Source organism: Microbacterium sp. NPDC055903 (genome assembly GCF_053615555.1).
This window is the reverse complement of the sequence record NZ_JBSHCA010000001.1, coordinates 1,737,527-1,759,796: the sequence shown is the minus strand read 5'-3', so window position 1 is coordinate 1,759,796 and position 22,270 is coordinate 1,737,527. Positions and strand designations below refer to the sequence as shown.

General features: G+C 70.6%; 20 protein-coding genes. 5 read left to right on the top strand and 15 right to left on the bottom strand.

Going from position 1 to position 22,270, the window contains the following annotated elements; all coding sequences use genetic code 11:
• Positions 1-10: 10 nt before the first annotated feature.
• The 4 genes from ACWGJP_RS08070 to ACWGJP_RS08055 form a co-directional block, all read right to left on the bottom strand.
• Positions 11-1,330, bottom strand: coding sequence for an MFS transporter (locus ACWGJP_RS08070; protein ID WP_452329239.1), 1,320 nt, complete (start codon positions 1,328-1,330; stop codon positions 11-13).
• Between the two features lie 59 nt (positions 1,331-1,389).
• A complete protein-coding gene (locus tag ACWGJP_RS08065; RefSeq protein ID WP_452329238.1) occupies positions 1,390-2,319 on the bottom strand; it encodes a polysaccharide deacetylase family protein in 930 nt (309 codons plus the stop codon).
• Entirely contained in the window at positions 2,316-3,275 is a 960-nt protein-coding gene (locus ACWGJP_RS08060; RefSeq protein ID WP_452329237.1) for an ROK family protein, read from the bottom strand. Before ACWGJP_RS08060 ends, ACWGJP_RS08065 begins: the two co-directional genes overlap by 4 nt.
• A 310-nt stretch (positions 3,276-3,585) precedes the next feature.
• The gene (locus ACWGJP_RS08055; RefSeq protein WP_452329236.1) at positions 3,586-5,817 is read right to left on the bottom strand and encodes a glycoside hydrolase family 3 C-terminal domain-containing protein; all 2,232 of its coding nucleotides are present in this window, start codon (positions 5,815-5,817) and stop codon (positions 3,586-3,588) included.
• A gap of 123 nt (positions 5,818-5,940) precedes the next feature.
• On the opposite strand from ACWGJP_RS08055, the gene ACWGJP_RS08050 reads away from it, so the two are divergent.
• On the top strand, positions 5,941-6,531 hold the full coding sequence (locus tag ACWGJP_RS08050) for a TetR/AcrR family transcriptional regulator (RefSeq protein ID WP_452329235.1): 591 nt from the start codon (positions 5,941-5,943) through the stop codon (positions 6,529-6,531).
• The gene (locus ACWGJP_RS08045; protein WP_452329234.1) at positions 6,528-7,994 is read left to right on the top strand and encodes a carboxylesterase/lipase family protein; all 1,467 of its coding nucleotides are present in this window, start codon (positions 6,528-6,530) and stop codon (positions 7,992-7,994) included. The genes ACWGJP_RS08050 and ACWGJP_RS08045 overlap by 4 nt, the downstream gene beginning before the upstream one ends.
• Before the next feature lie 52 nt (positions 7,995-8,046).
• Here ACWGJP_RS08045 and aztD read toward each other — a convergent pair whose 3' ends face one another.
• The 4 genes from aztD to aztB are packed head-to-tail and all read right to left on the bottom strand — an operon-like array spanning position 8,047 to position 12,227.
• Positions 8,047-9,234: a zinc metallochaperone AztD gene (aztD, locus tag ACWGJP_RS08040; protein ID WP_452329233.1), complete on the bottom strand. Its 1,188-nt coding sequence runs from the start codon at positions 9,232-9,234 to the stop codon at positions 8,047-8,049.
• 46 nt (positions 9,235-9,280) lie between these two features.
• Positions 9,281-10,171 carry a metal ABC transporter solute-binding protein, Zn/Mn family gene (locus ACWGJP_RS08035; protein WP_452329232.1) on the bottom strand — a complete coding sequence of 297 codons (891 nt, stop codon included), beginning with the start codon at positions 10,169-10,171 and terminating at the stop codon, positions 9,281-9,283.
• The gene (locus ACWGJP_RS08030) at positions 10,168-11,376 is read right to left on the bottom strand and encodes a hypothetical protein (protein WP_452329231.1); all 1,209 of its coding nucleotides are present in this window, start codon (positions 11,374-11,376) and stop codon (positions 10,168-10,170) included. The genes ACWGJP_RS08035 and ACWGJP_RS08030 overlap by 4 nt, the downstream gene beginning before the upstream one ends.
• Positions 11,373-12,227 (bottom strand): zinc ABC transporter permease AztB, encoded by an 855-nt coding sequence (aztB, locus tag ACWGJP_RS08025; RefSeq protein WP_452329230.1) that lies wholly within the window; start codon positions 12,225-12,227, stop codon positions 11,373-11,375. The genes ACWGJP_RS08030 and aztB overlap by 4 nt, the downstream gene beginning before the upstream one ends.
• Before the next feature lie 54 nt (positions 12,228-12,281).
• On the opposite strand from aztB, the gene aztA reads away from it, so the two are divergent.
• Positions 12,282-13,040 carry a zinc ABC transporter ATP-binding protein AztA gene (gene aztA / locus ACWGJP_RS08020; RefSeq protein ID WP_452329229.1) on the top strand — a complete coding sequence of 253 codons (759 nt, stop codon included), beginning with the start codon at positions 12,282-12,284 and terminating at the stop codon, positions 13,038-13,040.
• 300 nt (positions 13,041-13,340) lie between these two features.
• Here aztA and ACWGJP_RS08015 read toward each other — a convergent pair whose 3' ends face one another.
• From ACWGJP_RS08015 to ACWGJP_RS07995, 5 genes are all read right to left on the bottom strand, one after another.
• Entirely contained in the window at positions 13,341-14,861 is a 1,521-nt protein-coding gene (locus ACWGJP_RS08015) for a DUF222 domain-containing protein (protein ID WP_452329228.1), read from the bottom strand.
• 168 nt (positions 14,862-15,029) lie between these two features.
• Positions 15,030-15,920, bottom strand: a complete 891-nt coding sequence (locus ACWGJP_RS08010; protein WP_452329227.1) for a DNA-methyltransferase — start codon at positions 15,918-15,920, stop codon at positions 15,030-15,032.
• Positions 15,917-16,966, bottom strand: a complete 1,050-nt coding sequence (locus ACWGJP_RS08005) for a lipoate--protein ligase family protein (protein ID WP_452329226.1) — start codon at positions 16,964-16,966, stop codon at positions 15,917-15,919. Before ACWGJP_RS08005 ends, ACWGJP_RS08010 begins: the two co-directional genes overlap by 4 nt.
• Before the next feature lie 104 nt (positions 16,967-17,070).
• Positions 17,071-17,928, bottom strand: a complete 858-nt coding sequence (locus tag ACWGJP_RS08000; RefSeq protein WP_452329225.1) for an alpha/beta fold hydrolase — start codon at positions 17,926-17,928, stop codon at positions 17,071-17,073.
• 41 nt (positions 17,929-17,969) lie between these two features.
• A complete protein-coding gene (locus ACWGJP_RS07995; RefSeq protein WP_452329224.1) occupies positions 17,970-18,698 on the bottom strand; it encodes a copper homeostasis protein CutC in 729 nt (242 codons plus the stop codon).
• A 64-nt stretch (positions 18,699-18,762) separates the two neighbouring features.
• Between ACWGJP_RS07995 and ACWGJP_RS07990 the strand changes: the two genes are divergently transcribed.
• Complete coding sequence (locus tag ACWGJP_RS07990) at positions 18,763-19,203, top strand: MarR family winged helix-turn-helix transcriptional regulator (protein WP_452329223.1); 441 nt, start codon at positions 18,763-18,765, stop codon at positions 19,201-19,203.
• A gap of 5 nt (positions 19,204-19,208) precedes the next feature.
• Positions 19,209-20,540, top strand: a complete 1,332-nt coding sequence (locus tag ACWGJP_RS07985; RefSeq protein ID WP_452329508.1) for an MFS transporter — start codon at positions 19,209-19,211, stop codon at positions 20,538-20,540.
• A 6-nt stretch (positions 20,541-20,546) separates the two neighbouring features.
• Here ACWGJP_RS07985 and ACWGJP_RS07980 read toward each other — a convergent pair whose 3' ends face one another.
• Together ACWGJP_RS07980 and ACWGJP_RS07975 are read right to left on the bottom strand one after the other, a co-directional pair.
• Entirely contained in the window at positions 20,547-21,638 is a 1,092-nt protein-coding gene (locus tag ACWGJP_RS07980) for a hypothetical protein (protein ID WP_452329222.1), read from the bottom strand.
• A gap of 18 nt (positions 21,639-21,656) precedes the next feature.
• Positions 21,657-22,235: a hypothetical protein gene (locus ACWGJP_RS07975; protein WP_452329221.1), complete on the bottom strand. Its 579-nt coding sequence runs from the start codon at positions 22,233-22,235 to the stop codon at positions 21,657-21,659.
• Between the last annotated feature and the right edge of the window lie 35 nt (positions 22,236-22,270).

Here is a 22,270-nt window from a genome sequence, read left to right as displayed (position 1 = left end):
AACGGTCCTGCTACGCCCGGCGGATCGGGTACAGCCAGAAGCACAGCCACGCCAGTGCCGTGAGCACCATCGGCACGACGGCCAGCATCACCCGGATGGCCCCGTCGACGGTCTCCGGCTGCGCATCGCCGAGCGCGGCGTCGTAACCGGAGGCGCCGAGCACCCAGGCGGCCACGACGGCCTGCACGACCACGGATCCGCGCACGACGAAGCCGTTCACGCCGAAGTACACGCCTTCGCGACGGTGTCCCGTGCGGGCGGCATCGTCATCGATGATCTGCCCGAGCACGACTTCGAGCAGCTGCAGCAGGCCGCCGACGCCAACGCCGACCGCGACGCCGACGAGCACGGCGCCGAGGATTCCGGCGGGCAGCAGATACCCGAGCACCCCGAGCCCGAACACGCCGACCGCCCAGAGCGTGGCCGTCCGCGGCGAAGTGCGCCGCACCACCGCGCTCCACAGCACGATCGCCGGGATGGCGGTGACGAAGATCGCACCGAGCAGGAGGCTTCCCTCGCCCTCCGGCGCATGCAGCGAGTAGCGGACGTAGAAAGGGATCGCGGCGAGGATGACGGCGATCGCCGACTGCACGAGCAGCGAGCCGAGCACGTAGGGCACGAAGGCACGGTTGCCGAAGGTGTACCGCAGCTGGGCCGTCCACGGCATCGGCGCGGCATCCGCGGCCACCGCGTCTTCGCGTTCGACCATGCCGCCGGCGAACGACCAGATCAGCATCACGAGGCACACCGCACCCAGCGCGATCGCCATCCCCGGCCAGCCGATCGAGCCGTACAGCAGCGGCGCACCGGCCGTGCCGAGCACCATGCCGACGATGGCGAAGATCTGTCGGGGGACGTTGCCGCGGGCGCGCTCCTCGGTGGTGCGGAAGATCTCCGGGAAGAGCGCGGAGATGTTCAGGACGACGACGACATAGGCGACGTCGTAGACCGCCACCACGACGAGGAACCAGACGATGAGCCCGGATGCGGGCAGTTCCGGCGGCATCCACACCAGCGCGAAGGCGACCACGAGGGGGATGATGCCGATACCGATCCACGGGATCCGCCGCCCCCAGCGCGAACGGCCGCGGTCGGACAGCGCGCCCACGATGGGGTTGAGCACCGCGTTGAGGATGCCGTGCGCGATCATCGCCGCGGCGACCCACCCTGCGTCCACGCCGAGGCGGTCGACGTAGAAGTAGACGACGAAGGCCGAGAAGGTCTGCGCCATGAGCTGGGCGGGGAATCCCGATGCGCCGAAGGCGATGGCCTGGCCGCGACCGGGGGCGGAGGAGAGTCTGCGGTCCCTGATGCGGGCAAGGGCGGTCATCGCGGCCTCTCTGATCAGCGGCTCCCACCGCATCTGCTCAGCGACCGTCGGCCGCGTCCTCAGCGGGCTTCGCCGCGCTGCACATCCCGGAGGGCGCGCCAGCCGATCCGGATGAGCCCCTCCTCGGCGATCGTAGTGGCCACCAGCGGGTCGGCGAGCAGGCGCCGCTCGTATCCGCGTTTCGCCGCTGCGAAGTCCACCGCGGAGCGCAGTTCGTCGTCGTCGACCATGGGATGCAGGTAGATCTCCGTGACGCCCGGCGGCACGGCGCGCAGCAGGTCGAGGAAGCCCTCGCGCACCTGCTCGTAGCCCTCCTCCTGGGCGGTACCCTCTCCGGCGAGCGGGAAGGGATGCGTCCACAGCCGGTCGAGGATGACGATGCCCGCAGCATCCGCCGCCGCCGTCATCTGGTCGAGCGCCGGCTGAAGCGAGGGGTCGATGTCCGAGCCGTCGACGACCCTGGGCAGCCGGAACGGCAGAGCATGCGCAGCCGCGAGCGCGAACACCTCGGCCAGGAAGTGGCGCCCGGTCTCCAGCCCGTAGGCGGATCCCATGTGATTGTCGAGGTGCGTGACGTCCACGCCCGCCGCGAGGGCGGCCTCCAGCTGGGCGGCGAGCTCCAGACCGACGTCCGCCGCATCCGCCTGTACTTCGACGGCGCGGCTCGTCGCGGGGAAGAAGCCGTCCCCATCGACGAGCGAGGTGCGGATGCCGGTCAGCGGCCGCCACCGATAGCGGGTCCATTCGCTCGTGAGCACCAGGTGCACGCCGACGTCGAGGTGCCGGTTCGAGGCGGCGAAGGCGAGCGCCTCCGGCGCCCACGCGCACGGCAGCATGAGCGTCGTCGAATCCAGCATCCCCTCATGGAGCAGCTCGGAGATCGCGGTGTTCGCCGCGTGGCACATCCCGAAGTCGTCGGCGTTGAGGATGATCGCCCTCGCATCAGAGGGCAGTCCGAGCCGTCGGACGAGGTCAGAGGGTGCGGTCATCGGGTCCTGCTCTCCGGCTCTGCGGCGATCTCGTCCAACAGGGTGCTGCGCAGCACGGCCGTGCTCTCGCCCGTCGCTCCTACCAGCACCGCCTCCTTGCCGAACGACGAGACGAGGAACGTCATCGGCAGGAGCGCGGAGTACTCCTGCGCCGTGCGTCGCACGGCCTCGACGAGGGCGGGATGGGCGGCCTCTCCTGCGAGGATGAACGCGCCAGGGTCGATGGCGAGCGTGACGCTGCCCGCCATGAGGACGATTCGCCGTGCCATCTCGGCGACCATGCGCGTCGCCGACTCGTCGCCTGCCTCTGCGGCATCGAGGTGGTCGATGGTGCGCAGCGCAGCGTCTCGCCCTTCGCGCAACGCGAGATCGGCGACGACCACGTCGTTGAGCACCGGCGCGCCGATCGGCAGCGGCGGCTGCGGAAGGTACTGCACCTCGCCGGCGATGCCAGCGGCGCCGCGGTGCAGGGCGCCGTCGATGACGATGCCGGCACCGAATCCGCCGTCGAGCATGAACAGCACGAAGCTGTCGAGCTCGGCGGCGGCCTCTCCCCCGAGCTCTGCGACCGCGGCGAGGTTGACGTCGTTCTCGACGCGGACCTCGCAGCCCAGGGCCTGCGACAGCGCGGAACGGAAGGCCCCGCCGTCCGGCCCCTTGTCGTCGCGGATGGATCCGTCGCGCCCGACGATGCCGGGGACCGCGACCACCGCGGCGCGCAGGGGGGCGCGCGCCGCGGTGAGCGAGGCCGAGATCATTCCCACGATCCGGCCGATGCGATCTTCCAGGAGCTCCCCCGGGCTCAGGGATTCCTGGCGCTCGGCCCGGATCGCTCCGGTCGGGTCCACGATCGCGATGTGGATCGACTGATGGTCGATGTGCACCGCGGCCGCGCAGCCGAGCTTCGGGTTGAGTGAGACGCGAGTCGCCGCCGGACCGCGGGTCTCGCGATCCACCCCAGCAGATACCACAGCCTCCCCGGCCTCCAGCATCCTGAGGACCTGCGTCACCGCCGTCCGGGACAACCCGGTCTCACTCATCAACTCCGCACGAGTCAGGGGGCCCCGACGCGCCATCGCCTCCAGGAGCGCTCGAGCGTTCAAGGTTCGCAGCAGGGTCTGCGAACCGGATGGAGGTCGTGTCACGTGGCTTCCTCGTGCATCGTCGGGTTCAGTATGACACAAACTGTCGTACTTAACGACACATTGTGTCATACCTATCCGGGATGCACGCACACGAGCCCGCGTCCCCCGACGCGAGGACGTCCTACTGCGGCGCGTTGCCCAGGGCGATGAGCTGCTCGACCTGTGCGCGGTCGATGCCCATGCCGGGGAAACCGGCCAGGCGACCGATCGGGAACGAGGCCATCATCTTGGCCATCGCCTCATCGCTCATGATCCCGGCATCCATCGCACCGTCCGCCGCGGCCATCCCGCCGCCGAGCTGCTCGCGCACGATCGGACCGACCACGGGGTGCTCGAGGATCTCGCCGATCGACGAGTTCGCCGAGAGCGGGATGCGCACCTCATCGCCCTCGACGGCGACGGTCACCGCGCCGCGCACGTCACGGCTGGAGGCGGCCACCTCGAAGCGGTAGGCCCCGCCCTCGACGACGAAGCGGTCGACGCGGATGTCCCAGTAGGCGAGGTCCTCGCGGCGCACGACGAGGCGCACGTCCTCGGTGGCGCCGGCGGCGATCGCGACGGAGGCGAAGGCCTTGAGCTCGCGGGGCGCGCGCTCAACAGCCGACCGCTCCGGTGCGGCGTAGACCTGAACGACCTCGCGGCCGTCGACGTCGCCGCTGTTCGTCACGGCGACGGAGAGCTCGATGTCGCCGTCGTCGAGCACGCGGGCGGTCGGCGCACCGTAGGAGAAGGTCGTGTACGACAGGCCGTGCCCGAAGGGATACGCCACCTCCATGCGTCGGGCGTCGTACCAGCGGTAGCCGACGAAGACGCCCTCGCCGTAGCGGACGTGCCCGAAGGAGCCGGGGAAGCTCCCGAAGGCGGGGGTGTCCTCGAGGCGGTGGGGGATGGTCTCCGCCAAGCGGGCCGAGGGGTTGACGGCTCCGGTGAGCACGTCGACCGTCGCGGATCCGCCTGCCTGGCCAAGCAGCCACGCCTCCACGATGGCAGGAACCCGATCGGCGAACGGCAGCGCGACGACCGACCCGTTCGACAGCACGACGACCACCTTCTCGTTCACCGCGAGCACGGCGTCGAGGAGCTCGAGCTGCGCGGCGGGGAGGTCGATGTGGGTGCGGTCGAAGCCCTCGGACTCGTCCGCGTCCGGCAGGCCGAGGAAGAGCACGGCGATGTCGCGCTGCGCGGCGAGCGCCGCGGCCTCCTCGCGCAGCGCCGCGGCGTCGCCGGATCCGTCGAACGTGAAGCCAGGGGCGAAGGATGCGCGGTCGCCGAAGGCGTCCAGCGCCGTGTCGAGGCGGGTCGGGTTGATGTGCGAGGATCCGCCGCCCTGGAAGCGCGGGGTGCGGGCGAACTCGCCGATGACCGCGATGGATGCGGACGGGTCGAGCGGCAGGAGCGCGTCGTCGTTCTTCAGGAGGACGATCGTGCGCCCCGCGACCTCGCGGGCGAGCGCATGGTGGGCGTCGACGTCGAGAGGGCCGTCGACGGCAGGGCGGGCCTCGGCCTTGGCGACGAGGTCGAGGATGCGTCCGGCAGCGGTGTCGAGCACGGCCTCGTCGAGCGAGCCGTCCTTCACCGCGGCGACGATCTGCGCGTCGGTCACCCCGCCGCTGGAGGGCATCTCGAGGTCGAGGCCGGCGGCGAGTCCGGTGACGCGATCGTTCACCGCACCCCAGTCCGAGACCACGAGCCCCTCGAAGCCCCAGTCCTCGCGGAGCACCTCGCCGAGCAGCCACGGATCTTCGGAGGCGTAGACGCCGTTGATGCGGTTGTACGAGCACATCACGGTCCACGGCTGGGCGTCCTTGACGACGTACTCGAAGCCGCGGAGGTAGATCTCGTGCAGGGGGCGGGGGTCGATGTCGCTGGAGGAGCGCATCCGGTCGTCCTCCTGGTTGTTCGCCGCGAAGTGCTTGAGCGAGGAGCCGACGCCCTGCGACTGGATGCCCCGGACGAGGCCGGCACCGATGCGACCGGCGAGGATCGGATCCTCGGAGACGTACTCGAAGTTGCGGCCGCACAGCGGCGAGCGCTTGATGTTGATGCCGGGGCCGAGGATGACCGCCACATCCTCGATCGCGGACTCGACGCCCAGCGCTGCACCGACGCGCTCGGCGAGAGCGGGGTCGAAGGAGGAGCCGAGAGCGACGGCGGGCGGGAAGCAGGTCGCCGGGACGCTGTCGTTCAGGCCGAGGTGGTCGCTGGCGGCCGCCTGCTTGCGGAGTCCGTGCGGACCGTCGGTGAGCATGACCGATGGCACGCCCGCCCTGTCGATCGCGGTGGTGGTCCAGAAGTCGGCGCCGCTGGTGAGCGAGGCCTTCTCTTCGAGGGTGAGGTCCTGGGGGTCGGTCATCTGCGTTCGCCTTTCGCCGCATCCGCCGTGGATGGTAGCGACAGCCTAAGCACGTCGCGAACGAAAAGCAAGCGTTGTTCGGTTTTAGTGGCCTTCGGCGGAGGACGCCGATACGCTGGCGTCATGGCTCGACGAGGTTCGTATGCGAAGGGCATCGTGAAGCGCGAGGAGATCCTCGACGCGGCGCTCGGCGTGATCGCCCAGCACGGCTACCGCAAGGCATCCGTCCGCGAGCTGGCCGAGGCGGTCGGTCTCAGCCCCGCCGGCCTCCTGCACTACTTCGGCAGCAAGGAGGAGCTGTTCACGGCCATCCTCCGCAAGCGCGACGACGTCGACCAGCAGGCGTACGGCGGGGACTCCCCCGACCTCTCCATGCTGCAGTCCGTCGCGCGGCACAACGCGACAGTGCCCGGCCTCGTGCAGCTGTACGCCCAGCTCTCCGCGGAGGCTGCCGAGGACGAGCACCCGGCCCGTGCGTACTTCCAGGAACGGACCGCGAACCTGCACGGTCTGTTCCGTGACGCGTTCGCTCTCGAGCGGGAGCGCGGCGAGATCCGCGCGGAGATCGACCCCGACTGGGCCGCCACTGCCCTGCAGGCGCTGTCGGACGGACTGCAGAGCATGTGGCTGGTGGATCCGGAGATCGACATGGCGGCCCATCTCGGAGCCTTCGTGGATGCTCTGCGTCCACCGCGCACGGAGGAGGCCGCATGACCGAGCAGCCCTTCGTCGTGACCGCCGCGGGACCGGTGCGCGGCTTCTGGCGCGAGCACGGTACGCCGAACGCCTCGGCCGCCTTCCTCGGCATCCCGTTCGCCGCGGCGCCGGTCGGGGAGCTCCGCTTCGCCGCCCCCGTGCCTCCCGAGCCGTGGGACGAGGTGCGCGATGCGACGGCGTACGGCGCCACCGCCCTGCGGCGGGATCCCGGCGACACCCTCATCCCTGAGCCGCCCATCCCCGGCGACGCGACGCTGAACGTCAACGTCTTCACGCCGGACCTCGACGCGAGCCTGCCCGTGCTCGTGTGGATCCACGGCGGCGGCTACACGGAGGGATCCCCCGCCAGCCCCTGGTACGACGGGGCGCGGTTCAACCGCGACGGCGTCGTGACCGTGTCGATCTCCTACCGGTTGGGCTTCGATGGCTTCGGCTGGATCGAGGGCGCCCCGCACAACCGCGGCGTGCTCGACTGGCTCGCCGCCCTCGAGTGGGTGCAGGAGAACATCGCCGCCTTCGGCGGGGATCCGGGTCGCGTCACGATCGGCGGTCAGTCCGCCGGCGGCGGCGCCGTGCTGACGCTGCTCGGGATGCCGTCGGCGCAGCACCTCTTCCACAGCGCGCTGGCGCTCTCCGCCGCGCTCGGCGACGTCCCGCTCGACACCGCTCAGGAGCGCGGCGAGCGGCTCGCCCGCATCCTCGACGTCGATCCGACGATCGACGGGTTCCGTTCGGTGCCGGAACGCAGGGTCTTGAAGCTGCAGTCGAAGGCGGTGAGTGCTCGAAAGGGTCTCGGGATGCTCACTGATCTCATCGAGCAGGGGCTGCCCTGGGGGCCGGTCATCAACGGCGAGCTCATCCCCCGGCCGACCGTGGAGTCGCTGCGCGCCGGCGTGGGCGCCGACAAGCCGCTCGTGCTCGGATCGGTCGACGACGAGTTCACGATGGTCGCCGACCACGCGCCGCGCGCGCTGCGGGCCGTCCCCTCCGCCGTGCTGCTGCGCCCGTTCCTCCGGGACGGGGCGGTGCGCAGGGCCTATCTCGCGGCCAACCGTCCGCAGCGGCGAAAGGGCGGGCCGGCCATGGTGGGCCGGTTCGTGACAGATCACGTCTTCCGCAGTCTCGTCCCGCGCGTCGCGGAGGCCCGCGCCGGAGCGGACGCGTCGACCTGGGCGTACGCCTTCAGCTGGGTCTCCCCCGCGAAGGGATGGGCCTGCCACTGCCTCGACGTGCCGTTCTGGTTCGACGGGCTGGACCGGGAGAGGGTGGATGCCCTCGCCGGTCCTCGCCCGCCGCAGTCGGTCGCGGACGAGATGCACGCGGCCGCCGTGGCGTTCGTGGCCGCGACCGACCCCGGCTGGCCCGCGTGGCGGTCGGAGCCGGGGACGACCAGGGTGTTCGGCGGCGAAGGTCTGGGCGTCTCCCGGACCGCCTACGACGACGCCCTCGCCCTCGTCTGAGCGAGAGCGTCGAGGCAGGGCCCTCCGCATCGAAGGGCCCCGCCTCGCGCGATCAGCCGGCGACGGCGATCTCGTTGGGCACCTGGGGCAGCTCGCCGGTCGCGATCTGCTCTCCGGTGGCCGCGTCGATCGCGACGATCGTGCTGTTGGCCGAATCGGTGACGTAGACGACGTCGCCCGCGACCGCGATCGCCGGGTGCGGCTGCTGCCACTCGGCGGGCCCCTCCCAGGCCTCGATCGCAGGGTAGGACTCTTCGATGGCGCCGGTGGCCGCGTCGATGACGTGCAGCTGACCGTCCGTGCCGATCATGAGCGCGTGGGCCGAATCGGCGCGGACGATGCCCCGCCAGGTGTACTGCACGCCGTCGGGCAGGGCGACCTTCTCGAGCGTCTTGTTCTCGGTGTCGACGAGCGCGATGTTGGCGAGGAGGGACCCCTCGGCGTCCGGGTCGTCCTTGTAGTCCATGACGACCAGCGGGCTGTCCTCCGAGGCGTAGGCGTTGCCGATCCGACCGAACTCATCGGGGGAGGCGACCTTGGTGATCTCGCCGTCCGCGTAGACCAGCACCCCGTTCTCGCAGCCGAAGACGAGCGTCTCGTCCTGGGCCGCCCCCTCGCCGTGCACGCCGGGGCAGTCGGCGCTCGCGGCGATCTCCGCCCCGTCGGCGTCCGTCGCCCTGATGCCCGTGCGACCGGTGCTGTCGCCCACGGTCGTCACGAACGTGCCGTCCTCCAGGATCACCGATACGCCGTGGTGCGCCTCGACGCCGGCGATGACCTCCGCGTCGGGGAGGGCGCCGTCGATCGCGGCGAGGGCGGCCGTGTCGAAGACCGTGGTGTCGCTGGTCGCGTCGTCGTAGAGCACGGTCCTGCCGTCATGCCGGACGACGTGACCGGCCGCCGCGGCGGGCACGACGAGGTCGGTGAGCTCTGCGGCATCCGCGTCGAGGAACTGGAAGCCCTGCGACGTCGTCACGAGCACGTGCCGGTCGTCGCCGGCGGGGTTGACCCGCACGAACTCCTCGGAGGGGAGGTCGGCGACCACTTCGAGGGTCTCGCCGTCGACGACGAGGACACCGCCCGCGTAGGCGACCGCGATGCGCGGAGCGGTCTCGGTGGTCGCGCCCTCATCGGCCGTGGAGGACGGCTCTGCGGCGGGCTCCGCCGCGCATCCTGCCAGCAGCAGTGCGACCACTCCCACTCCGGCGGCCAGTCGCGCCGTTCGGTTCAGCTGTGTCATGGTGTTCCTTTCTGGTTTCGCCCTGATGGGCGGGGGATGGTCGGCGTCAGGGGCTGAGCCCCGACGCGATGCGCTCGGTGTTGACGCGCATCATGTCGAGATAGGTGTCGCCGGGTTCGCCCTGCGACGTCAGCGACTCGGTGATGAGCTCCACCACGGCGATGTCGCGCTGGGCCTCGTCGGCGAGCACCTGGACGAGGCGGTCCGGCTGCGAGGACTCCGCGAAGATCGTGCGAACCCCCGCGGCGTCGATCGCGTCGACGAGCTCCTGAAGATCCGCCGCGCTCGGCGCGGCGAGCGTCGTGCCACCGGGGATCGCAGCGCCGAGGATGCGCACGTCGTAGCGCACGGCGAGATAGCCGAACACGTGGTGGTTGGTGACGAGCGCCCTGTTCTCCTCGGGGACGGCGGCGAAGGCATCCGCCATATCGGCATCGAGGGCCTCGAGCTCGGCGATGTAGGCCGCCGCATCCGCTCCGGCGTCCAGCTCCGCGAGGCGGGGGGCGAGCGCCTCGACGACGCGGATCATCTGCTGCGGATCGGTCCAGAAATGCGGGTCCGGTCCCGCGTCGTCGGCGTACTCGACGACCGCCACCTGTTCCCCTGCGTCGAAGACGTCGACTCCCTCCGCGGCCGCGGCCTCGACGTGATGGAGGAGCCCCTCCTCCAGACCGAGGCCGTTCGCGACGACGAGGTCCGCGCTGCGCAGGCCGGCCGCCTGCTGGGCCGAGAGCTCGAAGGAGTGCGGGTCGGCGCCCGGCGCCATGAGGGTGACGACCTCGATCCCGTCGCCGGCGATCTCGGTCACCACGTCGCCGAGGATGTTCGTCGTGACGTAGACGACGGGCCGGTCGGATGCCGCGGCCGTGCACCCGCTCAGCACGCCGGCTGCCAGCCCCGCGACGAGGACGGCTGCGGCGGCGCGAACCCGGCTCATCGGCCCGTTCCCGCCAGCAGGAGCGGTTCGGCCTCGGTCTCGAAGGTCCGCGCGAGGCGGGCGTCGTCGGCGGGATCGATCTCCCACATCATCCCTTCGGCCGGGCCGTTCAGGTAGGCCCTGGTCTGATCGACGACGAACTCGACGTGCTCGGCCGATGCGGCGTCCGCCAGGGATGCGGCGACGAGAGGCGCGGTGCGGGAGACGACCGCGGCGTCCTGGATCACCAGGACGGACCCGTCGGATGCCAGCGCCAGCACTCGTTCGTCGGCGTCGTCGACGGCTGCGGCGAGGACGATCGGCTCCTCGAGGTCGATCAGGGTCCACTCGCGCTCGCGTGTGTCGAGCATCCAGACGCCGCTGTCGCCGGCGACCGCAGCGACGGTGGGGCGTGCCTCACGGGCCGCGAACGCGGTCGCCCTGAGGTTCTCGGTGCCTGCGGGGTACGGGATCCGCTCCCACGAGGCAGGGTCCGCACCCGTGGCCATCACGGCGCCGTCCGCGCAGCCGACGACGACGCCGACGACGGTGGTGATGGTGGCCGCGGCATCCGCGCAGGGGACGGAGCCGACGTCTGTTCCATCTGCGTCGACGATGCGCAACGAGGACACGGCGCCGCTCGCTCCGCTCTCGGGATCCGTGATCGCCGCTCCCTCGCCGAGGGGGACGACGAGCCCCGCGTGCGGTTCGACGTCGATGCGGAACCTCTCGGAGATCTCGCCGTCGGCGAGGGCGGGGGCGTCGAGGAGGACGGCCTCGTGGTCGAAGAGGATGCCGATGCCGCTGTCGCCGGGCACCACGGTCGCGATGCCCGCTCCCTCGATGTCGCCGAGGATCCGCGACGGCGCCTCGTAGTAGTGGAAGTGGTCGACGTGACTCCACGTCCAGACGCCGCTGTCGATCACGGTGACCGATCCTTCGCGGATGCCGAACAGGTATCGACCGTCGGTCACGAGCTCATCGATCGGGTCGATCTCGGCGAGCACGGAGGTCTCCTCGTCGAGGAGGTCGAGGTGCGAGATGAATCCGTCCCGATTCGCGGTCGCGAGGTGGAGGGCGGGTTCGGCCAGCTCATGCGCCCCGGCGATCTCGCCGTGGCCGTCACCGACCGCGGTCGATGACGGCGCTGCGGCCGGCGGTTGCGCGGAGCATCCGGTGACAGCGAGGAGGAGGATGCCGGCGAGGGCGGCTTTTCGGGCTCTCATGTGGTCCTTTCGAGAGGGGACGGCCGACGCGCCGCGGCAAGGGCACCGGCGGCCTGGCGGAGGGCGGAAGAGAGCAGGGCGGCGCACACCGCGACCATCGCGATGGTCGCGCCGGCGGCGGTGCCTGCGTGCCAGGAGATCAGCAGCCCCGCCGCGGTGCTCGCGGCGCCGATCAGCGCGGCGAGGGCCATGGTGGTGGGGATGCGGCTGGTCCATCTGCCTGCGGCGACGGCGGGGCCCAGCAGCATCCCGACGACCAGCAGCGAGCCGACCGCCTGATAGGCGGCGACGACGGCGAGGGCGATGAGTCCGACCAGCAGCACGTGCGCGAGGTGCGGGCGAAGGCGCAGCAGCTGCGCCTGGCGGGGGTCGACGGTTATCGCGACGAAGGAGCGGTGCCCGAGGGCGGCGGCAGCGAGCGCGACGACGGCGACCGCTCCCAGCGAGAGGATGTCGGTCGCCGAGGCCGCGAGGATGTCGCCGAAGAGGATCGCGGTCGCATCCGTCGCGAAGCTTCGCGAGGCCGAGATCACGATCACGCCCAGTGAGAGGCTCGCGACGAAGAGCAGGCCGATGCTGGTGTCGCCGGAGAGACGACCCCGGCGCTGCAGCATCCCGATCCCGAAGGACATCGCCGCGGCACTGGTCGCCGCACCGAGCACGGGCGGGATGCCGGTGAGGCTGGCGATCGCGATGCCGGGGAGCATGCCGTGGGCCATCGCCTCGCCGAGGAAGGCCATCCCGCGCAGGACCACCCAGGTGCCGACGACGCCGCAGATGACGGCGACGAGGATGCCGGTGATCAGGGCGCGCTGCACGAAGGCGACGGTGAACGGGTCGAGAAGGGTCACAGGGAGCGACCTTAGCAGTTATTGAGAACGATTTTCATTTGCAATAATGGGAGGGTGCCTGCTCCCCCGCTCCTGCCCACCACCCGCCTGCTGTCCGTGGAGGAGGCGACCGTGGACATCGAGGGCCATCCGGCGTTGCGCGGTGTCAGCCTGGAGGTGCACGCCGGCCAGCTGACCGCGGTGGTCGGGCCGAACGGCTCGGGGAAGTCGACGCTGCTCGCCGTGGCGGCGGGCCTGCTGCGGGCGAGCAGTGGCGACGTCGTGCGGCGGCCTGGTCTGCGGATCGCCCTCGTGCCGCAGTCGACGCAGCTGCCGCCGCACCTGCCGATGACGGTGTGGGACATCGTCGCCATGGGCACCTGGGGTCGGCTCGGCTCGTGGCGCCGCCTGCAGCGGGCGGATCGTGCCGCCGTCACCGAGGCCATCGAGACGGTCGGGCTGTCCGCGCTCTCGCGTCGGCGCATCGGCACGCTGTCTGGCGGTCAGCGGCAGCGCGCGTTACTGGCGCAAGCACTGGTGCAGCGAGCGGACCTCGTGCTCCTCGACGAGCCGATGGCGGGTCTGGATGCCGCGTCGCAGACGATCATCGCGGACGCGATCGGACGGATGACGTCCGCGGGCACCGCCGTCATCGCGGTGACGCATGACCTGCGGGAGTTGGGTGCGGTGGATGCGGTGCTCGAGCTGCAGGACGGCAGGCACGCGGGTTCGCCTGACCCTCGCTCCGCTACGGTTCCTGCTCCTGCCGCAGCTCCTGCTCCAGCTCCTGCTCCAGCCCCTGCCCCGCCCCGGCAGGCGGTCCGTTCGGAGTGATCTCGAGCTTCGGATCGGCTGTGCGATGGGGGTTGATCGATGTGAAGCCCTCCGTCGACGACACCAAGGAGAGGATCTGCGCCGCCTCAGCCTCGACGTGTCCTCGGCGCGTGATCGTCCGGTATCTGCCCATGTCTGTGCTCCTTTCCGGCGCCCGCTTCTCGGACGCTCACCATGGGGACGATCAAGGAGGGTCGTCGAGGACAGCCCGGCGAGATTTTTTCCGCACCCGCACCCGCACCCGCACCCGCACCCGAGTGCACCTTCCGACCTCGCACGAGATGCTCTGATCCCGCATCGTCAGGCCCGGGCCGGCACCGCGACCGGGCGGCTCCGCGCCGGAGTTCGCCATCGTCGTTCGGGATCCCACCAGGCGGGTCCGCGGATCTCAGGAAGACCGCACCGCATGCGAATCTCCCACTCTGCGCTCGAGAGATTGCGATGGTGCCACCAGCACAGCGGGACGCCGTTGTCCGTATGAGTCGGACCTCCGTATCGGTGCTCGGCGACGTGATGGATCTCGCACCACGACGCCGGCACATGGCATCCGGGGATCAGGCACTCCTTGTCGCGCATCGCGATCGCACGCCTCTGATGGGCCGTGAAGATGCGGTCGCTCACTCCGATTCCGACGATCCGCCCCTCGTCGAAGAGGACTCTCTGGATGCCTCCGGCGCACGCGGTGTGCGCCGCCACGGAGATCGGCACAGGAGCCTGGCTGCCGGCGACGCTCGCCCACCCCGCGCCGGCCGCGTAGTCGCGGGCGTCCACGTGCACGACGAGTGTGGGGGCCGCGCCACCGAGCCGCGGCATGTCCTCATGGCGAGCGGCGATGCCCAGCGCGGCGGCGAGGGCGTCATGGCGTTTCTGCGCCGCCGTGCGCGGGTCGATGACGCCACGACGATCGCTGTTGAAGCGTCGCTCATCTTTGCTCTCTTCCCACGGCTCGCCACCGCCGTCATCTCCGACGACAACGGCGTCTCCCACCCCGCCGACCTCGCCACCGACCTCGGCGAAAGCGACCCCGGGAGGCGTCGCGCCGCCGACCTTCGGGTTGTTGTACGCATCGAAGATCAGCTGCAGCTGCGCGGCGACCTCTGGCAGCAGATCGCCCTGCGCCTGGTGAAGCCCCTCCCGCAACGGCCCGATCGTGAACGACCGCTTCCTCTGTGCGGACCGGTCGACGGGCCCTGCTCCGTCAGGGTCCAGAGCCATCGCCCATTCGTAGGCGGCCTGCTTCAGATCCTCGGGCAGCGCCGCAGGAGCGGCAACGGCGTCAGCGGCCGCGTCGACATCGGCGCCCGAATCAGCACCGGCACCAGCATCGGCACCATCGCCCCCGCGCGCGTATCCGGCCAGGTCGGCATCCGCGAGCAGCCTCTCCTGCGTTCCGATGCGGTGATGCACCTCTTCGAGCGGACCTGTCGCCGCCAGCAGGCCGCTCACTCCGATCTCGCCGTCGAGCAGCGCCGCGCGCAGCGCGGGCCACCGGGCAGGCATCCGCTCTCCCGTCGACAGCGCGACGTCGCGCCGCACGGCCCGCGCCGCCTTTCCGAAGCGGGCGGCCTGCGCGGAGTCGACGCGCAGAGCCCGCCGCAGCAGCTCGTTCTCGCTTCGACATCCGAGGGCATGCTCGAACCCCGGCTCGGCTGCGGCGACAGCCTCGGCGATGATCGCCTCGGACAGCCTCAAGACCTGCCCCACCATCGCGAGCGTCTGCGCGCGATCCGCCTCGGAAAGGCGAGCGACTACCTCTCCGGACAGCACCTCTCGCAGGGCGTTCATGGCCCTGTCGAGAGGTTCAACGGTGCGGTTCGTCATGCGTCCAGCCAACACCTGGCCACCGACATCAGCAGGAAAGAAGTGCCTCCTGAACAGGGAATCTGTGGATGAAGTCGAAACTGCGCCCCCTGTGCAGAGCGAGTGCCGCATCCGCGGGATCCTGAGACTCGCGACCAGAGCGATCAGCCGACAGCCCGGTCCGACCGATCAACCCGCGACGACCTCCGCGAACGGCATCCGCTCGCGCATCACTCTGACGGCCTCCGGATTGTCGTCGACGAGCACGGCGTCGCGACCGAGCGCCGAGGCGACCGCCCCAGTCGTCCCTGATCCGGCGAACAGGTCCAGCACGCGGTCGCCCGGTCTGCTCGACGCCTGCACGATCCGACGGAGCACCCCCTCCGGCTTCTGCGTCGGGTACCCCGTCTTCTCCCGTCCCGTCGTCGGCACGATGGTGTGCCACCACACATCCGTGGGGAGTTTGCCCCTGGCCGCCTTCTCGGCCGTCACGAGACCCGGCGCCATGTACGGCTCCCGGTCGACGGCATCCGAATCGAAGTAGTGCGCACCGGGACTCTTCACGTACACGAGGATCGTGTCGTGCTTCGTCGGCCAGCGGCGCCGGGACTTCGCCCCGTAGTCGTACGCCCAGATGAGCTCGTTGAGGAACGCGTCGCGTCCGAAGACGGCATCCAGCATCACCTTGGCGTAGTGCGCCTCGCGGTAGTCGAGATGGAGATAGAGCGTTCCGTCGTCCGCGAGCAGGCGCCAGGCCTCCTCGAGCCGCGGCATGAGGAAGTCGCCGTAGTCGTCGAAGCTGTCGTCGTAGGCGCGCAGCATGCCGCGCACCCGCTCATAGGCGTGGCCGTGGAAGCCGTGTCTGATCTCCCGCGGCTCCTCGTGCTCGGCGCCCTGCGCGCGTTTCGCCGTCACGATCTGGCGCTCCTGCGCGCGCCCCGTGTTGAACGGGGGATCGAGGTAGACAAGAGCGAAGGATGCCGACGGCAGCGTGGCGGCGACGGCGAGGTTGTCGCCCTCCACGATCGTCACGGCGCCGCGGGATGCCTCGGGCGCCGCGCGCTCGGCGGGATCGGTCACGGAACCCTGTGCAGCCAGGCGTCGGTCGCGAACTTCGAGGCGACGAGGGCCTCGGCATCCGCATATTCGTCCTCGGAGATCGCGCCGTCCTCCGCACGCGTGAGCGAGCGGAACGTCTCGATGAACCGATCGATGATCTCCGCGCGGCTGAGTCCGGTCTGGCTGCGCAGGGGATCGACCCGCTTCGCCGCCGACGTCGTGCCCTTGTCGCTGAGCTTCTCGCGGCCGATGCGCAGGACCTCGGTCATCGTCTGCCCGTCGATGTCGTAGGAAAGGGTGGCGTGGTGGAGCACCCCGCCATTGGCAAGCCGCTTCTGCGCGGCACCGCCGATCTTCCCCGTCGGGCTGGCGATGTCGTTGAGCGGCTGATAGACCGCGTCGATCCCGAGCGAGCGCAGCGCCTGCAGCACCCAGTCGTCGAGGAAGGCGTAGCTGTCGGCGAACGTCAGACCCTGCACGAGGGATGCGGGAACGTACAGCGAGTACGTGATGATCTGTCCCGCCGCCATGAGCATCGCTCCGCCGCCGGAGATGCGGCGGACGACGTCGAAGCCGTGCCTGGCCGCGCCATCGGGGTCGACCTCGTTGCGGTACGACTGGAACGAGCCGATCACCACGGCGGACTGATCCCACTCCCAGATCCGCAGCGTCGGGCGGCGGCGCCCCTCGCCCACGCGCGAGGTGAGAACCTCGTCGAGGGCCAGGTTCATGCGCGGGGAGACCGCCTTCTCGTGGATGATCTCCCAGTCGAAGTCCTGCCAGCCGGGAGCCGTCACGAGCGCGCGGCGCACGGCGGTGCCGACCGCCTCCGGGGTGAAGCCCAGCAGCTGCGCGCCGTCGGGAAGGGCGCCGCGGACCGCGGCGGCGATCGCGGAGGCATCGGATTCGACGGGAAGCCCGTCGACGGCCGCGTTGATGTCGTCCAGGGCGCTGTCCGGTTCGAGGAAGAAGTCGCCGGCGAGGCGGAATCCGGCGATCCGTCCGTCGTCCACCTCGAGGTCGACGACGACGAGCTTTCCCCCTGGAACCTTGTACTCACCGTGCATGAGACCAGCTTAGGCCGGGCCCGCTTCGACAAGCTCAGCGAGCGGGAGAGATACGCGCCCAGCGAGCGGGAGAGGACAGGCTCAGCGAGCGCGACGGAACAGGCTCAGCCGCGCCGGGGGACGTGCTTGTCGAGCCAGGCCAGCAGGTCTGCGCGGACCTCCCCCTGCTGCAGCTCGTTGAAGATCTCATGCCGTGCATCCGGATAGACGAGGGTGGTGACGTCGGTCAGACCGGAGCGGGTGCGGTACTCGTCCGCGAGGCGGTGCACGCTGCGCGGGCCGCCGACGGGATCGTCCCGCCCCACGAGCAAGAGCATCGGGATGTCGCGACCGAGATCCTTGGCGGGCCGCCCGTAGAGCTTGAGCGCCTCGATAGGGCCGAACAGCTTCAGCAGCGGCACGTTCGTCGTGAGGGGATCGTCGCCGAACTCCTTCCCCACCGCCGGATCGCGACTCAGCCATTCGTAGCCGGTGGCGTCCCTGCCCTCCCACCGCGCGTTGAGGGGCGCGGCGTTGAGCATGGTCGGGGTGCGCAGCGCCGAACCCGACAGCACCACCGCGTCCCAGGCCTCGGGATGCTCGTCGACGAGCATCTGCGCGAGGAACGATCCCCAGGAGTGCCCGATCAGCACGAGCGGGAGGTCGGGATGCTCCGCCCTGATGATCCCGGTGAGCTGCCAGACGGCATCCTTCGCGGCGCGCAGCCCGCCCTTGCCGAGCCGCCCGAGCTTCGCCGGATCTCCATGCTGGCGGATGCCTGTACGCCCATGACCTCGGTGATCGTCCGCGTAGACGATGAAACCCGCGTCGGTGAGGGCGGCGATCAGCGCACCGTACCGGCCGGCGTGCTCGCCGACGCCGTGCAACAGCTGCACCACGCCCCTGGGGTCGCCGGCTGCCTCGTGGACGTCGTAGACGATGGTGACTCCGTGGGCATCGGCGAACTCCGCGGTGCGTGTCATGACCACGAGTCTACGGACGAGGATGCCGCCGCCGCAGCCGTTCAGATCCCGAGCGCGCTGCGGACGGCGAGCGCCGCCTCCCGATCGGTGACCTCATGCCCGCCGACCCCTTCGGACGCCGAACCCATCCGCACGCCCGCCGCCGCCATCACGGTCCGCTTGGCGGAGAAGTGCAGCGCGTCCACGCCCGTCGCAGCGAGCGCGGCCGCGGATGCCGCATCCACTCCGCTCCCCGCCATGACCTCGATGGCACCCCCTGACTCTGCGACGAGGGCGGTCAGCATGGGCAGGCCGTCGATCGCGGCGGATGCTCCGCCGGAGGTGAGCACGCGGGTGAGACCGAGCTCGCGTGCCGCACGCAGCGTCGCGAGCGGATCGGGGCTCACGTCGATCGCGCGGTGCAGGGTCACGGACGCCCCGGATGCGGCGTCGCGGAGCCGAGCCATCGCGTCGACGTCGAGCGTTCCGTCGTCATCGAGCGCGCCGACGACGACGCCGGATGCGCCCGCTCCGACCGCGAAGCGGATGTCGCCTTCGATGACGGCGAGCTCGTCCGCGTCGTAGTGGAAGCCGCCCGCACGCGGGCGCACGAGCACGTGCACCTCGACAGTGCCGGCCGCGGCCTCCAGCGCGTGAGCGAGCAGGGCGGGAGATGGCGTCAGACCGCCGAGCGCCAGAGCCTGGGTGAGCTCGACGCGGGCGGCACCGACCTGTGCGGCGATGCGGACGCCTGCTGCATCCTGGACGGCGAGCTCGAGCGCGATGGTCATCCGTCCATTGTGCCCGCGGATTCCCCGCGCCATGGCGGGAAAACTTAGTTAGACTATCTAATTAATGACTGACCCTGACGACGACGCCCACGCCACCGCGACCGACCTGCGCCTGGCCACCTTACGCCTCGCCAGGCGCCTGCGCCGCGAGCGCGCCGACGACGGCATGGGCGAGGCCCACTTCGCCGTGCTCGCCGTGCTCCGCGCGCACGGACGCCTCCCCCTCGGCGAGCTCGCGCAGCGCGAGCGCGTGACCGCCCCGACGATGTCCAGCACGGTGGACGCCCTGGCGGCGAAGGGCTACGTCGTCCGTGTGCCCGACGACAGCGACCGGCGCCGGGTGTATGTGGAGCTCACCGAGGCGGGCGAGGCGGTCGTGATCGCCACGGTGCGCAAGCGCGATGCCGCGCTGGCCGACGCCCTCAGCGAGCTGGACTTCACCGACGAGGAGCTCCGAACGCTGCGCGAAGCCAGCGCCCTCATGCGAAGGGTGGCCGAGCGATGAGCGCGATGTTCCGCTCCTTCAGCACGTTCAACTACCGCATCTGGTTCCTCGGCGCGCTGGTCTCGAACGTCGGCGGCTGGATGCAGTCGACCGCCCAGGACTGGGTGGTGCTGACCGAGCTCACCGACAACGACGCCACGGCCATGGGCGTGACGATGGCGCTGCAGTTCGGCCCGCCGCTCGTGCTCGTCAGCCTCACCGGCTGGGTCGCCGACCGGTTCGATCGCAGACGCATCCTGTTCGTCACGCAGACCGTGCTGATGCTGCTCGCCCTTGGCGTCGCGGCGCTGCTGCTCACCGGCGTCATGACGCTGCCGCTGATGTTCTGCTTCGCGCTGGCCTTCGGAATCGCGAACGCCTTCGACGCCCCTGCCCGGCAGGCCTTCGTCTCCGACATGGTGTCGATGGAGGATGCCTCCAACGCCGTCGCCCTGAATGCCGCCTCGTTCAACATGGCGCGCCTGCTCGGCCCTGCCGTCGGCGGCCTTCTCATCGTCGCCGTCGGGACCGGCTGGGTGTTCGTGCTCAACGCGGTGACGTTCCTCGCCATGCTCGTCGCCCTGCTCCTCATGCGCCGCGGAGAGCTGATCCCCCGCACGAAGAACCGCGGTCGCTCGGGTCTCGCCGAGGGCTTCCGCTACGTGTGGAGCAGGAACGACCTGAAGGTCGTCTTCGCGATGGTTTTCCTCATCGGGGCGTTCGGCATGAACTTCCCCATCTACGCCTCCACCATGGCGCTGGAGTTCGGACGGGAGGCGGACGGCTACGGCCTGCTGAGCTCCGTCCTCGCGATCGGCTCCCTCGCCGGAGCCCTGCTCGCCGCACGGCGCGACCGCGCCAGGGTACGGGTGCTCGTGCTCGCGGCGGCCGGATTCGGCGCGGCATCCCTTGTGTCGTCGTTCATGCCGACCTATTGGAGCTACGCGGTGGTGCTGATCTGCGTCGGGTTCTCCACTGTGACGATGATGACGACGGCGAACGGCTACGTGCAGACGACGACCGATCCATCACTGCGCGGCCGCGTGCTCGCGCTGTACATGGCCGTCATCATGGGCTCGACGCCGATCGGCGCACCCATCGCCGGATGGATCACCGATGTCGCGGGCCCCAGGGCCGCGATCGTGTTCGGCGGCTGCGCCGCGATCCTCGCGTTCGCGATCGGGGTGAGCTGGATGCTCGCCTCCGGCCGCCTGCACCGGCGCGAGGATGCCCGGTTCCTGCTGACGCTGGACGAGACCCGACCGCTCTCGGTGGTACGGCCTGAGCCCGCCGAGTTCAGCGACGAGGTCGCGGCGACCACGCCGATCCGCACGGAGCGTCCTCCCGCTCAGCACTGACGGCGATCACAACGACGGCCACTCCGTCGCGGCGTAGGTGCGGTCGGGCAACTCGTTCGCGTACGGTGCCCCGAGGCGCTCCGAGATGTCGTAGGCGTCTCCCCAGAGCATCGCGCTCTCCAGCTGCACGTCTACTCGTCCGTCGTCGAAGCGGTCGATCCGCAGCTCTGCACCATCCGCGTCGATGAACACGCTCCCCTCGCGCTGCCACCCTGCGGCGGCGAGCGCTGCGTCGAGGGCGGCGTCGTCCGTCCCCTCCTCGGCGGCCGGGTGAGAGTACCCGAGGACGATGCGGTAGCAGTCCCCGTCCAGCGTGCGCGAGGTGAAGTGGTCGCTGTCCAGGCCGTAGCGATCGACCGTCCAGCCGTCTGCGGCGATGAGCGCCCGCACACCACCGAGAGCGGCCTGCAGCTCCTCGTGCTTCTGGGCGGCGAAGGCCGCCTGCTCCTCGATCGGCATCGCCGCGACCGCCGACATGGCGCGCCCCTCCGCGTCGCGTTGCGCCTGCGTCGCCTGGACGCCGATGAGCACGACGACGATCAGCAGCACAGGGACGGCGAACACGGCCGTCCTCCCGACGACGATCCAGCCTCGCTGCGCGCCGGCGCTGACGGGCCGCAGGACGATCGCCAGGATGAGGATCACGATCCACGTCAGGATGCCGGCCAGCATCCCGCCCGCCATGATCGCCGCCTCGACGGGCACCGACAGCGGAGCGGGCACCAGCACGCGCAGGATCGAGTCCAGCGACCCGCTGTCACCGGCGCCGCTCATGGCCACGGCGAAGACGATCCATCCCCAGCCGTTGACGATGAGCAGCCAGATCAGGGGCGCCGGGGCGGTCACGTGCCCTCGACGGCGCAGGATGAATCGCGGCAGTGCACCGAGCAGCGCGGAACACGGCACGATGATCGGCGAGAAGAGGGAGAGGGCGAGTGTCTCCCAGCCTCCGTTGCCGAGCCATCCGTGGAAGCAGACGAAGATCGGGATCAGCCAGTTCGTCCATGGCCAGACGTCCCAGACGGTGCCCTGCAGGCCGCGTGGCCACGGCGGCGCGGAGTCCGCCGTCGGAGCTGCAGTGAAGTGTCGCTCGTACATGTCCCCCCTCGTCGGAGCCTAGCGCCAGGTCGGGACGGCATCCGAGGTCAGCACGACACCGATCGCGATCAGGACGACCAGTAGCACCGGCAGAGCCACCGCCGCGACGATGACCGCGATCTCGCCCCTCGGAGAGAGCGGGGCGATCCGCTCAGGCATCCTCGCGAGCACGCCCATCGCGGCGAGGGCGGAGACGGCGAGGACGGCCGTGCCGATCATGGCGCCGAGGCTGTAGCCCACCGAGGGCGCCGCCGCGCCGAGCAGGTGCAACACAGACGGGATCGCATCGGTCGACTGCCTGCTGAGCACGTCGATCGCCAGGATGACGGTCGCGAACGCCGCCCACACGTGCACGAGGAGCAGGACGCCGATCTGCCAGGGGGCGGTGTCCCATCCCGCGCGGCGAAGCACCCGATACGGCTGCGTGCCGAGCAGGCCGCACGCGGGGATGAGGACGAGCGCGCTCAGCAGGAGGAAGGACCAGGCCCATCCCCCAGGCGTCGAGAAGAGCCCGTGCACGCTGAACAGTGCAGGCAGCAGCCAGCTCACCACCGGCCAGGCCCGCCAGAGTCCGTCCAGGATGGCGCTGCGATTCACAGCAGTGAGCCTAACGGGCGCGCAACGCCGGCGAC